The organism is Sphingobacterium sp. JUb20 (assembly GCF_004342035.1).
Lineage (GTDB): Bacteria > Bacteroidota > Bacteroidia > Sphingobacteriales > Sphingobacteriaceae > Sphingobacterium > Sphingobacterium anhuiense.
The window spans coordinates 226219-238511 of record NZ_SLYV01000008.1 but is presented as its reverse complement, the minus strand read 5'-3'; the positions used below and the strand labels follow the sequence as shown (position 1 = coordinate 238511).

Here is a 12293-nt window from a genome sequence, read left to right as displayed (position 1 = left end):
TTATTAAAGTTTAACAATAGAACCGCCTGCTGCTTCAATAGCTGCTTGAGCAGAAGCCGAGAACGCATGTGCTGTAACTTCAACTTTTGCTTTCAACTCACCACGACCCAAGATCTTAACTTTATCTTTCTTAGCTACTAATCCATGAGCAACTAATTCTTCCAAAGTTACAATAGTCAAATTATGCTTCTCAACTAATTCTTGCAAAGCATCTAAGTTTACACCATTATACTCTACGCGGTTTAAGTTTTTGAAACCAAATTTAGGTACACGACGTTGCAAAGGCATTTGACCACCTTCAAAACCGATCTTTGTACTATGACCTGAACGAGAACCTGCTCCTTTGTGACCACGTGTAGAAGTACCACCGCGACCAGAACCTGTACCACGACCAATACGTTTACGATTTTTTACGGAACCTTTTGCAGGTCTTAAATTACTTAAGTTCATTTTAAAACTAAATTGTGTTAGGCCTTCGCTTTCACTAAACAGGTCCTAACTATTAAAAAATTGATTGATAGCAAGTAATGGAAAAGACCCTAAAGCCCTTTCCATATGCTAATATTAAATAGTGCTGATAGCTACTAAGTGATTCACTTTTCTCACCATACCAATGATAGCAGGTGTAGCTTCAACTTCTACTGAGTGATTGATTCTTTTCAACCCTAATGCCTCAATAGTTTTCTTTTGGCGCTCGCTTCTGTCGATAACGCTCTTTATCTGGGTGATTTTAATTTTTGCCATGATAATTAACCGTTAAATACTTTGTTTAAATCGACACCGCGGTGCTGTGCTACTGTGTACGCATCACGCATATTAGCTAAAGCGTCAATAGTTGCCTTTACCACGTTGTGTGGGTTAGATGAACCTAATGATTTTGCTAATACGTCTTTAATACCTGCAGATTCTAATACGGCACGCATTGCACCACCTGCTAAAACTCCTGTACCTGCGATTGCTGGTTTAATCAAAACTGAACCACCTGAATATTTACCATATTGAGCGTGAGGAACAGTACCTTTGATAATAGGAACTTTAACTAAGTTTTTCTTAGCGTCATCAATTCCTTTCGTAATTGCTTCAGTAACCTCTTTCGCTTTACCTAAACCGAAACCAACGATGCCGTTTTCATCACCTACAACCACGATTGCAGAGAAACTGAAAGTACGACCACCTTTAGTAACTTTAGCTACACGTTGGATACTTACTAAGCGATCTTTTAATTCAATCTCGCTTGATTTTACTCTTTTTATATTGCTTAATGCCATTTCTTCTATGATTAAAAGTCTAAACCGCCTTCGCGAGCACCTTCAGCCAAAGATTTGATACGGCCATGGTATAAGTACCCATTACGGTCAAAAACTACTTTACTAATTCCAGCTGCAACTGCTTTTTCTGCAACCAATTTACCTACTGCTTTTGACTGCTCAACTTTGTTGCCTGAAGCAGCAAAATCTTTTGAAGTGCTAGAAGCTGACACTAATGTCTTTCCTGCAACATCATCAATAATCTGAGCGTAGATACCTTTATTACTTCTAAAAACTGACAAGCGTGGACGCTCTGTTGATCCAGCCAGGTGTTTTCTGATTCCTTTTTTGATTCTCTCTCTACGAGATGCTTTATGTCCTGCCATGGTTATTATTTTTTAGCTGATTTACCTGCTTTTCTTCTTAATACTTCACCTACAAACTTAATACCTTTACCTTTGTATGGCTCTGGTTTACGGAAACCGCGGATTTTCGCTGCAATTTGACCGATTAATTGTTTGTCGATAGATTCTAAAGTGATAGTAGGATTTTTACCTTTATCTGCAGTAGTTGTTGCTGTAATTTCCTTTGGCAACATAAATACAATCTGGTGAGAGAAACCTAAAGTTAACTCTAATACATTACCAGTACATGCTGCACGGTAACCTACACCGACTAATTCTTGAGTAGTTTTGTATCCTTCAGTTACACCGACAACCATGTTGCTCAATAGAGAGCGGTATAATCCGTGTAATGCTTTGTGTCTTTTTTGATCTGTAGCACGAGTTACAACGATGTTACCATCTTCTTGAGCAACTGTAATGTCACGATCAACTTGTTGTGTTAATTCACCTTTAGGGCCCTTTACCGTAACTAAATTCTTGTCAGATACAGTCACCGTTACACCAGCAGGTATAGCGATAGGCGCTTTTCCAATTCTTGACATTTCTTTGTGATTTTCCTAGATTAATAAACGTAACATAAAACTTCACCGCCAACATTTTGTAAGCGAGCTTCTTTGTCTGTCATAACTCCTTTAGAAGTTGACAAAACAGCGATACCCAAACCATTCAAAACACGAGGCATAGTCTCAACACTTGCATACTTTCTTAAACCAGGTTTACTCACACGTGTCAACGTACGAATAGCCGAGATCTTGCTAATAGGATTGTATTTCAAAGCAATTTTAATTGTGCCTTGAACTCCAGTCTCTTCAAATTTGTAATTAGCAATGTAACCTTTATCAAAAAGAACTTTAGTAATTTCTTTTTTAAGGTTCGATGCAGGAATTTCAACAACCCTGTGGTTGGCCTTAATGGCATTCCTTACTCGTGTAAGGTAATCCGCTATTGGATCTGTATTCATTATATATAAAATTGTGACAACGGTTTCCTTCCCAACCTTTGGAACAGACCTTTTATCGATTAATAAATTTTAACGTAAAAAACCCTAGCAAATCTTATATAAGATTTGCTGGGGCAAAATTACTTATTTTTTTGATATTACCAAGAAGCTTTTTTAACCCCCGGGATCTTACCGTCTAACGCCATCTCACGGAATGTAACACGAGAGATACCGAATTGACGCATATATCCTTTAGGACGTCCTGTTAATTTACAACGGTTGTGTAAACGAACTGGAGAAGCATTCTTAGGTAATTTATCTAATGCAGCATAATCACCAGCAGCTTTTAACGCAGCACGTTTGTCAGCAAATTTAGCTACTAATTTAGCGCGTTTTACTTCGCGAGCTTTTAATCCTTCCTTAGCCATTGTTATTAGTATTTTGATTTTTAAATGGTAAACCGAATTGTTTCAACAATTCTAAAGCCTCAACATCGTTTCCTGCGCTAGTCACGAAAGTGATGTCCATACCTTGAATTTTGTTGATTTTATCAATGTTGATCTCAGGGAAAATGATTTGCTCAGTAATACCTAAGTTGTAGTTACCTCTACCGTCGAAACCTTTATCATTGATACCACGGAAGTCACGAATACGTGGAAGTGATACAGCGATTAAACGATCTAAGAACTCATACATGTTGTTATCACGCAAAGTAACACGTGCACCAACAGGCATACCTTTACGTAATTTAAAGTTTGAGATATCTTTTTTCGATTTAGTTGCAACAGCTTGTTGACCAGTAATTAATGTTAACTCTGAAAGAGCATTATCAATTAATTTCTTATCTGAAGTAGCAGCACCTACACCTTGTGAAACAACGATTTTCTCAAGCTTAGGAACCTGCATAACACTTTTATACTGGAATTTTTCTTTAAGTGCAGTACGGATTTCCTCCGCATATTTCACTTTTAATCTTGGTACGTAAGTCATTATTTAATTTCCTCCCCTGATTTTTTTGCTACACGAACAATTTTACCATCTTCGTTAACTTTACGACCTACACGTGTAGGAGCTCCTGTTTTAGGATCAATGAAAGCTAAGTTAGAAATATGGATAGCTGCTTCTTTTTCAATAATACCACCATTAGGATTAGCCGCACTTGGTTTAGTGTGTTTTTTGATGATATTAGCGCCTTCTACAACAGCTCTATTAGCATCCACTAAAACTTGCAATACTTTTCCTTGAACACCTTTAGAGTTACCAGCGATAACTTTCACTAAATCACCTTTTTTGATCTTGATTTTGTGTGTAGTTGTTGTTGTTTTTTTGTATGCCATAATTATAAAACCTCCGGTGCTAGTGATACAATTTTCATGAACTGTTTCTCACGTAATTCTCTAGCAACTGGGCCAAAGATACGTGTACCACGTGGTTCATCATTATTATTTAATAATACTGCAGCATTGTCATCAAAACGAATATAAGAACCATCTTTACGACGAATTTCTTTTTTAGTTCTAACAACTACAGCTTTAGAAACAGTACCTTTTTTTACGTTTCCTGAAGGTAAAGCGCTTTTGATGGTAACAACAATTTTATCACCTATCGAAGCATAACGCTTACCTGTGCCACCTAACACACGGATTACTAAAACTTCTTTAGCTCCGCTGTTATCAGCAACATTTAGTCTTGATTCCTGTTGTACCATGTTATTTAGCTCTTTCTAATATTTCTACTAATCTCCAATTCTTAGTCTTACTCAGCGGACGAGTTTCCATAATTAATACCGTATCGCCGATACCACAGGTATTAGTTTCGTCATGAGCAGTAAATTTAGTAGTTTTTTTAACGAATTTACCATAGATAGGGTGTTTCACTTTACGCTCAACCTTTACTACGATAGATTTCTCCATTTTATTGCTAACTACTAAGCCGATTCTTGTTTTTCTTAATTGTCTTTCCATTTCGACTTTAATTTATGCCTCAGAGGCTGTTTCGTTTTTAGCTGCAGCTTTACGAGCAGTCAACTCCGTACTAAGACGAGCGATTTCTCTACGAGCCGTTTTGATTACATTAGGGTTCTCAATTGCAGAAACAGCATGTGCAAATTTCAATTTGCTAAGGGCAGCTTTCTCTTGTACTAAACGAGCAGCTAGATCCTCTGTTGATAATTCTAAAATTTCTGAATTTTTCATTTTATTTCAGTTGTTATATTGGGTTATCATTAGTTTATATATAGCCTTAGGAGTAACGGTCCTAAGGCTAAAAAAATGATATTACCAACGATTTATGCTTCTACGTAATCTCTACGTATAACAAACTTAGTTTGAACCGGAAGTTTCTGAGCAGCAAGGCGTAAAGCTTCTTTAGCAATTTCTAAAGATACTCCTTCTGCTTCAAATAACATACGGCCTGGGCGGACTACGGCAACCCAGTATTCTGGAGCTCCCTTACCTTTACCCATACGTACCTCTGCAGGTTTTTTAGTAACAGGTTTATCAGGGAAGATACGGATCCAAACTTGACCTTCACGTTTCATGTAACGTGTCACTGCAATACGAGCTGCCTCGATTTGACGGCTTGTGATCCATGCTTCCTCCAATGATTTGATACCGAATGAACCGAAAGCTAACTCTGCTCCACGAGAAGCGTTACCTTTCATACGTCCTTTCTGCATCTTTCTGAACTTTGTTCTTTTTGGCTGTAACATGTTCGTTATCTATTTTAATCCCGCCAGAGACGGGATATATTAAAATCTTATTATTAATTAATCTCTTTTTGCACCACGGTTGTTTCCACCACGATTATTGTTTCCACCACGACGGTCACCACCACGACCACCTTTACGGTTGTCACGGCGATCAGCACCACCTTCGTTTCCACCACGCGTTTTCACACCAGAAGCTTGACCAATGTTTGGAGATAAGTCACGTTTACCGTAAACCTCACCTTTACAGATCCAAACTTTGATACCGATTTTACCGTAAGTAGTTAATGCTTCAGCTAATGCATAGTCGATATCAGCACGTAATGTATGTAAAGGAGTTCTTCCTTCTTTGTATTGCTCAGAACGTGCCATTTCAGCACCACCTAAACGACCAGAACACATTACTTTGATACCTTCAGCACCCATACGCATTGTCGAAGCAATTGTAGTTTTCATTGCACGACGGAATGAAATACGAGCCTCTAATTGCTTAGCGATACCTTCAGCTACTAATTTTGCATCTAACTCAGGACGTTTGATCTCGAAAATGTTAATTTGAACATCTTTCTTAGTGATTTTCTTTAACTCTTCTTTAATCTTATCAACTTCCTGACCACCTTTACCGATAACGATACCAGGTCTTGCTGTATGAATAGTTACTGTGATACGTTTTAAAGTTCTTTCAATAACAACTTTTGCTACACCACCTTTTGCTATACGAACAGAAAGATATTTTCTAATCTTTTCGTCTTCTACTAATTTATCGGCATAGTTTTTTCCTCCGAACCAATTAGAATCCCAACCTCTGATGATTCCTAATCTGCTACCTATTGGATTTGCTTTTTGTCCCATTTCTCAATAAATTAGTTTTGTTCAACGTTAGATTTACTGTCAACGATCAAAGTAACATGGTTCGAACGTTTACGAATTCTGTAACCGCGACCTTGAGGAGCTGGACGTAATCTTTTCAATTGACGACCACCTGCTACTGATACTTCTTTAACGTATAATTGACTATCTTCAACTGATTTACCTTCGTTTTTAGCTTCCCAGTTTTTAATTGCAGATAATAATAATTTCTCTACACGGATTGCTGCTTCCTTGCTTGTATGCTTCAAAATATATAAAGCATTCTCTACTTTCTCGCCACGAATTAAGTCCACTACTAAACGCATCTTACGAGGTGAAGTAGGGCAATTTAATAATTTGGCAGTAGAAGCTCCTCCTATTTGAGCTTTCTCTTGCTCTTTGCGCTGTTTTATTAAAACAGACTTTTTAAGTTTTTTTGTTGCTTCCATTACCTATTATTTTTTCTTTTCTGCGTGGCCTCTGAATGTACGCGTAGGAGCGAATTCGCCTAATTTGTGACCTACCATGTTTTCCGTTACATAAACAGGGATAAATTTATTCCCGTTGTGCACTGCAAAGGTATGACCAACAAAATCAGGAGAAATCATTGATCTGCGAGACCATGTTTTGATAACTGACTTTTTGTTAGTTTCATTCATAGAAAGAACTTTTCCTTCTAAGTTGTGATCGATATAAGGACCTTTTTTAATTGAACGAGCCATTATTTTTTCCTTCTCTCAATGATGTAACGATTCGATGTTTTCTTCTTGTCGCGTGTTTTGAAGCCTTTAGCTAAAACACCTGTGCGTGAACGAGGCTGACCTCCTGAGGTACGACCCTCACCACCACCCATAGGGTGATCGACAGGGTTCATAGCTACACCACGAACTCTTGGACGACGTCCTAACCAACGGTTACGACCAGCCTTACCTAACACTTCAATTCTTCTATCGTGATTAGATACCGAACCGATTGTAGCCACGCAAGTCAATAAGATCATACGTGTTTCACTTGAAGGTAATTTAATAATAGCGTATTTACCATCACGAGCAGACAATTGCGCATAAGTACCAGCCGAACGAGCGATTGAACCACCTTGACCAGGGTTCAACTCAATGTTATGGATGATAGAACCCAATGGAATATTTGCTAATGGAATAGTATTACCTACTTCTGGGGCAACTTTTTCACCTGCGACTACAGTCATTCCAACTTTTAAACCAGCTGGAGCGATGATGTAACGTTTCTCACCATCAGCATAATGCAATAATGCAATACGTGCTGTACGGTTTGGATCGTACTCAATTGTAGCTACTGTTGCAGGGATATCTTTTTTATCGCGTTTGAAATCTATTAATCGGTATACTTTCTTGTGTCCCCCACCGATGTAACGCATAGTCATTTTACCGGATTTATTACGACCGCCCGATCTTTTGTTGCTTCCAACTACTAATGATTTTTCAGGAACATTAGTTGTTACGTCAGAATAGTCAGCGCCTACTCTGAAACGAGTACCAGGGGTTACCGGTTTGAATCTTTTAACTGCCATCTCTAATTATATAGTACTGTAAAAGTCAATAGTTTCGCCATCTTTAATTGTAATGACAGCTTTTTTATACTTAGGAGCTCTACCAGATACGAAACCTGCTTTTGTGTAACGGCTTTTTGCTTTACCTGCTACTACTGCAGTATTAACCGCAAGAACAGTAACACCAAACATAGCCTCAATAGCTGTTTTGATCTGAATTTTGTTAGCTCTGTGATCTACTTTGAAAGCATAACGGTTTAATTTTTCCGTTAAAAATGAAGCTTTCTCAGTTAAGATAGGTTTTTTAATAATGTCCATATTACTTAGCTAATGCCTCCTCCAAAGTTTTAAGCGAACCTGTAGTAAATAATAACTTAGCCGCATTTAATACATCATATGTATTTAATTGATCTACAGTTGTTACTTTTACTTTCTTCAAGTTTCTGCTTGATAAATAAACGTTATTATCTTGCGCTGATAAAACCAATAAAGTTTTCTCATCTGCTACATTCAAAGCATTTACAAAAGCAACATAATTTTTAGTTTTGATTGAGTCAAATTTAACTTCATCCAATACTACAACATTGTTATCAATTGCTTTGTAGCTTAACGCTGATTTACGTGCTACTTGTTTCAATTTTTTATTCAATTTGAAACTGTAATCACGTGGTTGAGGACCGAATACACGACCACCACCATTAAACAATGGAGATTTGATAGAACCCGCACGAGCACCACCAGTACCTTTTTGTTTGTGTAATTTACGAGTTGAACCCGCGATTTCATTACGTTGTTTAGATTTGTGAGTTCCTTGGCGTTGATTCGCTAAGTATTGTTTCACGTCCAAATAGATCGCATGATCGTTAGGCTCTAACCCAAATACCGACTCAGGAAGTTGCACCTTGGCACCTGTTTCTTTACCTGATAAATTTAAAACTTTAACTTCCATTTCCTATTTGTCTACAACTACATAAGAACCTTTAGCTCCTGGGATGGAACCACTAACAACGATTAGGTTTTGATCAGCATAAACTTTCAAAACTTGTAAGTTTTGAACTTTAATTCTGTCACCACCCATACGACCTGCCATACGCATACCTTTAAATACACGTGAAGGCCAAGAAGCCGCACCAATTGAACCTGGAGCACGTAATCTGTTGTGCTGACCGTGAGTCGCACCACCTACACCACCAAATCCATGACGTTTCATTACACCTTGAAAACCTTTACCTTTAGAAGTACCGACTACGTCAACATACTCCCCTTCTTCAAATAGTGTAACGTCAACTACGTCACCAAGTTGTTTTGCATCTGGGAAAGTTTTAAACTCTACCAGCTTACGCTTAGGCGTTGTATTTGCTTTCGCAAAGTGCCCTTTTAAAGAATTCGTTGTGTTCTTTTCTTTAGCTTCATCGAAGCCAAGTTGAACAGCAGCGTAGCCATCTTTCTCTTCCGTACGTATCTGCGTAACCACGCACGGACCAGCTTGAATAACAGTACACGGAATGTTTTTTCCCTCTGCATCAAACAGGCTTGTCATTCCTACTTTTTTTCCAATAATACCTGACATGTTGTAAATTAATTAATTAAAAGTCCATCGAAGCAGTAGGGCTTCGCTCAAGACGTATTTCCCCCAATAAGGGATTGCAAAAGTACGAAGAAATTTCTAACTACCAAATTATTAGCACATTATTTTTTTATTTTTTTGTCTAGATCGAATATTTAAAAAACTAACTAATCGAGATATTAAAATAAATTGAGAAATAACAAGAACAGTAAGTGAGCATCCTAATTCAATAATATATAATAAGAAGATAAATTATCAGAGCTTAATGGGAAATAATAAGATATTATACAACCAATACAAACATAAAAAACTCAAAAAAACTATCCATAGCATATAAGCTGCGGATAGTTCATGTGCCTTTTTAAATTAACAATAATCTACATTTTAATGACAGACTGCCCATCCAACAGTCTTTTATATCGGACTAAAGCTTCTACATAATAATAGTCCGCATAAGTCAAGGGAACGTCAACTTCTGTCTCATGTGGAATAGATCCCACACTATGTTTCAGTATATAACCACCAGCTTCCTTATACTCCGCCTTATAAGGTTTAGAAGATAATGACCGTAACATTTGTTCTGCTTTGACAATATATAATTGACTTTCAGCCCCATCAGTATATTGAGCAAGTTCCAATAAAGCAGAAGCCATTACAGCAGCAGTTGATACATCACGCAGATCTTTCTGTTTGTAATATTTACTTGAAGCACTTAATTTATTTTGATCCATGTCCCAGTACGGAATTAAATCTTGGGGCAAATTTGGATGATTCAAATAAAAATTTGCAATATTTCGTGCCTGTCGTAGATATTTTTGATCCTTAGTTTCTCTAAACATCATGGTATATCCATACAAACCCCAGGCTTGGCCTCTAGACCAAGCTGATTCATCAAAAGCCCCTTGCGCAGTCTTCTTCGAGATTATACTTCCATCCTTACTGTTATAATCAACAACATGATAAGAACTATAGTCTTTTCTATAATGATTGATCATTGTTGCATCCGCATGTTTAATTGCGATGTCAGCATAACTTGAATTACCTGTCATCTTGGATACCTCAATTAAAAACTCTAAATTCATCATATTATCTATAATAACCGGATAAGTCCAAGATTGCCCATCCCAATTCTTACCACCATCCCATGATCGAATAGTTTTTGTCGCATCCTTATAACGTGTAGCCAAAGAAGCAGCACCTGTACTCAGCACATTCTTATAAGCACTAGAATCATTTGTCAATCTTAATGCATTTCCAAAACTGCAGTAAAGCATAAAACCCAGGTCATGCGTACCTTTATTATTCTTTTCTTTTTCTAAATATTTCAACTTTCGTTTAGCCTCATCTAACAATTTCGTATCATTCGAATATTCGTAAAGATACAATACAGTACCTGGATAAAAACCAGAACACCACCAACTAGACCCCCAATTCACATATTTACCATTTTGGAAAGTCGTAGGAATATCGGCTTCTTTAACAGAAGCAGCGAGGTAACTAATTTGTTTTTTTGCATCTTCCAGATTTTCATTCACAAAAGCTGAATCAAGGTTTAACTTATTCTTGGCAAGCCCTCTTTTAGTCTGGCACGAAACCCCTTGAAGAGCAAATCCTACTATTCCAAATAGGATTAAATAATTTCGAATGTTCATTTAAAACGTTATTTTTTTGAGTTTTTAATAATTTACATAATAATCTTTCGGAAACTGTTCCGCATTCCAGCACTTTTGCGAAGTCCACTTTTCTGGACTACAAGTCCAAAATTCATCATTAGCCGGCAATCCGAGAGGAAGGAAGGATAAAGAAGCTACATACATAGAGCCAGCATTCGTATAGTAATCTGCCAAATTCTGCTGCTGGTCACCAACTACTCCCATACTAAGCCATCCAGAAGGTGAAAAAGTCTTATCAATATAAATATGTCTCAGTATTGCAGTTAAGGCAGCTCGCACCTGACCCTTAGAAATATCCTCTGGCAGCCTATTTTCAAGAGCCACTGCAGCCAGGGGTTGAAAAGCAGCATTCTTATATGTTGAAGAGCGACCAACTACCATATAATAACCTTCTGGGGAAATCATGCGTTCCAAGTGATGTGCATATCGCTGCATCCTTTTATAAGCACGATCAAACATTTCTTTGTATTTCTTATCTACGTTTATATTATGGCGCAGTGCTTCAACCTGCATATTGTGAATAACGTAACCATTGTAATGATCGAAACTAAAGTGAGCACCATCACTATACCACCCATCGCCCACATACCATTCTGTATCAAATTTATTTACAGCATAATCTATTTTTTCCCGTGCGCACTCCTCACCGGTATAATGTAAAAACGTCTCAGTCATGGCCGCAAAAAGCAACCAATTACTTTCATTAGGTTTAATTTTACGTAGTAGTTTAAATTCTTCGACAACCCTTTTCTTTGTTACCTGATCCAATGGTTCCCACAGTGCCTTCGGTGCCCTTAGAAACGCAAGGGCGAGATGTGCTGCATCTACCAGTGTTTGCGATGAAGGACCTCGCCATGTAAAATAATCCGGGGATTGAGGATTTACACCATATTGAATCCCCAATAAGGCCTGATCACGTAATTTTTTACGTAGCTTTCCTTCTTCGGAGCTGTCATCAGGTAAAGCCAGCCAAGGGGCCATACCTGCCAGCAGTCGACCGAAAGCCTCGAGGTATCCAACGCCCGGATCTCTACTGTCAAAAGTAGGACTTACCTCCATCGGCATCTTTTTGCGCCATTGCTGTTTACTGATATTATCCAATATAGGTGTAGCCATCTTGCTTAGTATTGAAACCCAATAAGCACGGTCATTCCCTGCATAACTTATGCCTTCATCAGATAAAACACTTGCCTTCGCCCCCATTGGCAACGATGCCGTCAATGCACCAACGCCAGCACCGCCTAACAATTTTAATACAGATCTTCTCTTCATCGATAATGGTTTATAAATAATGTGTGCTCAACAAGCACACAAAACATGAAAAATCTTTATTTTAACACAGAAAAACAAACTAAAAAGAATCAATCGCTCGTGCAAT

The 12293-nt window shown here is 37.8% G+C and carries 22 protein-coding genes; all 22 read right to left on the bottom strand.

Translation table 11 applies throughout. The features are described from left to right. Window positions 1-3: 3 nt before the first annotated feature. Complete coding sequence (rplO, locus tag EDF66_RS15160) at window positions 4-450, bottom strand: 50S ribosomal protein L15 (protein WP_132771536.1); 447 nt, start codon at window positions 448-450, stop codon at window positions 4-6. Window positions 451-564: 114 nt separating this feature from the next. Further along, entirely contained in the window at window positions 565-744 is a 180-nt protein-coding gene (gene rpmD, locus EDF66_RS15155; RefSeq protein WP_021190941.1) for a 50S ribosomal protein L30, read from the bottom strand. A gap of 5 nt (window positions 745-749) precedes the next feature. Continuing rightward, window positions 750-1268 carry a 30S ribosomal protein S5 gene (rpsE, locus tag EDF66_RS15150; RefSeq protein ID WP_132771537.1) on the bottom strand — a complete coding sequence of 173 codons (519 nt, stop codon included), beginning with the start codon at window positions 1266-1268 and terminating at the stop codon, window positions 750-752. 11 nt (window positions 1269-1279) lie between these two features. After that, the gene (gene rplR, locus EDF66_RS15145) at window positions 1280-1642 is read right to left on the bottom strand and encodes a 50S ribosomal protein L18 (protein ID WP_183916730.1); all 363 of its coding nucleotides are present in this window, start codon (window positions 1640-1642) and stop codon (window positions 1280-1282) included. After that, on the bottom strand, window positions 1639-2193 hold the full coding sequence (gene rplF, locus EDF66_RS15140) for a 50S ribosomal protein L6 (RefSeq protein ID WP_021190939.1): 555 nt from the start codon (window positions 2191-2193) through the stop codon (window positions 1639-1641). The genes rplR and rplF overlap by 4 nt, the downstream gene beginning before the upstream one ends. A gap of 20 nt (window positions 2194-2213) precedes the next feature. Next, window positions 2214-2615 (bottom strand): 30S ribosomal protein S8, encoded by a 402-nt coding sequence (gene rpsH / locus EDF66_RS15135; protein ID WP_232789439.1) that lies wholly within the window; start codon window positions 2613-2615, stop codon window positions 2214-2216. Window positions 2616-2749: 134 nt separating this feature from the next. Continuing rightward, entirely contained in the window at window positions 2750-3019 is a 270-nt protein-coding gene (gene rpsN / locus EDF66_RS15130; RefSeq protein ID WP_021190937.1) for a 30S ribosomal protein S14, read from the bottom strand. Next, entirely contained in the window at window positions 3012-3581 is a 570-nt protein-coding gene (gene rplE, locus EDF66_RS15125; protein WP_132771539.1) for a 50S ribosomal protein L5, read from the bottom strand. Before rplE ends, rpsN begins: the two co-directional genes overlap by 8 nt. After that, entirely contained in the window at window positions 3581-3928 is a 348-nt protein-coding gene (gene rplX / locus EDF66_RS15120) for a 50S ribosomal protein L24 (protein WP_132771540.1), read from the bottom strand. The genes rplE and rplX overlap by 1 nt, the downstream gene beginning before the upstream one ends. Window positions 3929-3930: 2 nt before the next feature. Next, entirely contained in the window at window positions 3931-4299 is a 369-nt protein-coding gene (rplN, locus tag EDF66_RS15115; protein WP_021189647.1) for a 50S ribosomal protein L14, read from the bottom strand. 1 nt (window position 4300) lies between these two features. Then, complete coding sequence (rpsQ, locus tag EDF66_RS15110) at window positions 4301-4555, bottom strand: 30S ribosomal protein S17 (RefSeq protein ID WP_021189648.1); 255 nt, start codon at window positions 4553-4555, stop codon at window positions 4301-4303. A 12-nt stretch (window positions 4556-4567) separates the two neighbouring features. Then, entirely contained in the window at window positions 4568-4786 is a 219-nt protein-coding gene (rpmC, locus tag EDF66_RS15105) for a 50S ribosomal protein L29 (protein WP_132843573.1), read from the bottom strand. A 92-nt stretch (window positions 4787-4878) separates the two neighbouring features. Then, the gene (gene rplP, locus EDF66_RS15100) at window positions 4879-5301 is read right to left on the bottom strand and encodes a 50S ribosomal protein L16 (RefSeq protein ID WP_021189650.1); all 423 of its coding nucleotides are present in this window, start codon (window positions 5299-5301) and stop codon (window positions 4879-4881) included. A 57-nt stretch (window positions 5302-5358) separates the two neighbouring features. Then, window positions 5359-6150, bottom strand: coding sequence for a 30S ribosomal protein S3 (rpsC, locus tag EDF66_RS15095; RefSeq protein WP_021189651.1), 792 nt, complete (start codon window positions 6148-6150; stop codon window positions 5359-5361). Window positions 6151-6161: 11 nt separating this feature from the next. Then, window positions 6162-6596: a 50S ribosomal protein L22 gene (rplV, locus tag EDF66_RS15090; protein WP_021189652.1), complete on the bottom strand. Its 435-nt coding sequence runs from the start codon at window positions 6594-6596 to the stop codon at window positions 6162-6164. Window positions 6597-6602: 6 nt separating this feature from the next. After that, window positions 6603-6869 carry a 30S ribosomal protein S19 gene (rpsS, locus tag EDF66_RS15085; RefSeq protein WP_021189653.1) on the bottom strand — a complete coding sequence of 89 codons (267 nt, stop codon included), beginning with the start codon at window positions 6867-6869 and terminating at the stop codon, window positions 6603-6605. Next, complete coding sequence (rplB, locus tag EDF66_RS15080) at window positions 6869-7696, bottom strand: 50S ribosomal protein L2 (RefSeq protein ID WP_021189654.1); 828 nt, start codon at window positions 7694-7696, stop codon at window positions 6869-6871. Before rplB ends, rpsS begins: the two co-directional genes overlap by 1 nt. 6 nt (window positions 7697-7702) lie before the next feature. After that, complete coding sequence (gene rplW / locus EDF66_RS15075; RefSeq protein ID WP_021189655.1) at window positions 7703-7993, bottom strand: 50S ribosomal protein L23; 291 nt, start codon at window positions 7991-7993, stop codon at window positions 7703-7705. Window position 7994: 1 nt separating this feature from the next. Continuing rightward, the gene (gene rplD / locus EDF66_RS15070) at window positions 7995-8624 is read right to left on the bottom strand and encodes a 50S ribosomal protein L4 (protein WP_021189656.1); all 630 of its coding nucleotides are present in this window, start codon (window positions 8622-8624) and stop codon (window positions 7995-7997) included. 3 nt (window positions 8625-8627) lie between these two features. After that, window positions 8628-9245 (bottom strand): 50S ribosomal protein L3, encoded by a 618-nt coding sequence (gene rplC / locus EDF66_RS15065; RefSeq protein WP_132843571.1) that lies wholly within the window; start codon window positions 9243-9245, stop codon window positions 8628-8630. A gap of 374 nt (window positions 9246-9619) precedes the next feature. After that, window positions 9620-10894 (bottom strand): glycoside hydrolase family 88 protein, encoded by a 1275-nt coding sequence (locus EDF66_RS15060; protein ID WP_132771542.1) that lies wholly within the window; start codon window positions 10892-10894, stop codon window positions 9620-9622. Between the two features lie 24 nt (window positions 10895-10918). Then, a complete protein-coding gene (locus EDF66_RS15055; protein WP_132843569.1) occupies window positions 10919-12187 on the bottom strand; it encodes a DUF2264 domain-containing protein in 1269 nt (422 codons plus the stop codon). Window positions 12188-12293 lie beyond the last annotated feature (106 nt).

Coding starts and splice junctions, on each gene's coding strand:
- rplO (WP_132771536.1), bottom strand. CDS start 450: ATGAACTTAAGTAATTTAAGACCTGCAAAAGGTTCCGTAAAAAATCGT.
- rpmD (WP_021190941.1), bottom strand. CDS start 744: ATGGCAAAAATTAAAATCACCCAGATAAAGAGCGTTATCGACAGAAGC.
- rpsE (WP_132771537.1), bottom strand. CDS start 1,268: ATGGCATTAAGCAATATAAAAAGAGTAAAATCAAGCGAGATTGAATTA.
- rplF (WP_021190939.1), bottom strand. CDS start 2,193: ATGTCAAGAATTGGAAAAGCGCCTATCGCTATACCTGCTGGTGTAACG.
- rpsN (WP_021190937.1), bottom strand. CDS start 3,019: ATGGCTAAGGAAGGATTAAAAGCTCGCGAAGTAAAACGCGCTAAATTA.
- rplE (WP_132771539.1), bottom strand. CDS start 3,581: ATGACTTACGTACCAAGATTAAAAGTGAAATATGCGGAGGAAATCCGT.
- rplX (WP_132771540.1), bottom strand. CDS start 3,928: ATGGCATACAAAAAAACAACAACAACTACACACAAAATCAAGATCAAA.
- rplN (WP_021189647.1), bottom strand. CDS start 4,299: ATGGTACAACAGGAATCAAGACTAAATGTTGCTGATAACAGCGGAGCT.
- rpsQ (WP_021189648.1), bottom strand. CDS start 4,555: ATGGAAAGACAATTAAGAAAAACAAGAATCGGCTTAGTAGTTAGCAAT.
- rpmC (WP_132843573.1), bottom strand. CDS start 4,786: ATGAAAAATTCAGAAATTTTAGAATTATCAACAGAGGATCTAGCTGCT.
- rplP (WP_021189650.1), bottom strand. CDS start 5,301: ATGTTACAGCCAAAAAGAACAAAGTTCAGAAAGATGCAGAAAGGACGT.
- rpsC (WP_021189651.1), bottom strand. CDS start 6,150: ATGGGACAAAAAGCAAATCCAATAGGTAGCAGATTAGGAATCATCAGA.
- rplV (WP_021189652.1), bottom strand. CDS start 6,596: ATGGAAGCAACAAAAAAACTTAAAAAGTCTGTTTTAATAAAACAGCGC.
- rpsS (WP_021189653.1), bottom strand. CDS start 6,869: ATGGCTCGTTCAATTAAAAAAGGTCCTTATATCGATCACAACTTAGAA.
- rplB (WP_021189654.1), bottom strand. CDS start 7,696: ATGGCAGTTAAAAGATTCAAACCGGTAACCCCTGGTACTCGTTTCAGA.
- rplW (WP_021189655.1), bottom strand. CDS start 7,993: ATGGACATTATTAAAAAACCTATCTTAACTGAGAAAGCTTCATTTTTA.
- rplD (WP_021189656.1), bottom strand. CDS start 8,624: ATGGAAGTTAAAGTTTTAAATTTATCAGGTAAAGAAACAGGTGCCAAG.
- rplC (WP_132843571.1), bottom strand. CDS start 9,245: ATGTCAGGTATTATTGGAAAAAAAGTAGGAATGACAAGCCTGTTTGAT.
- EDF66_RS15060 (WP_132771542.1), bottom strand. CDS start 10,894: ATGAACATTCGAAATTATTTAATCCTATTTGGAATAGTAGGATTTGCT.
- EDF66_RS15055 (WP_132843569.1), bottom strand. CDS start 12,187: ATGAAGAGAAGATCTGTATTAAAATTGTTAGGCGGTGCTGGCGTTGGT.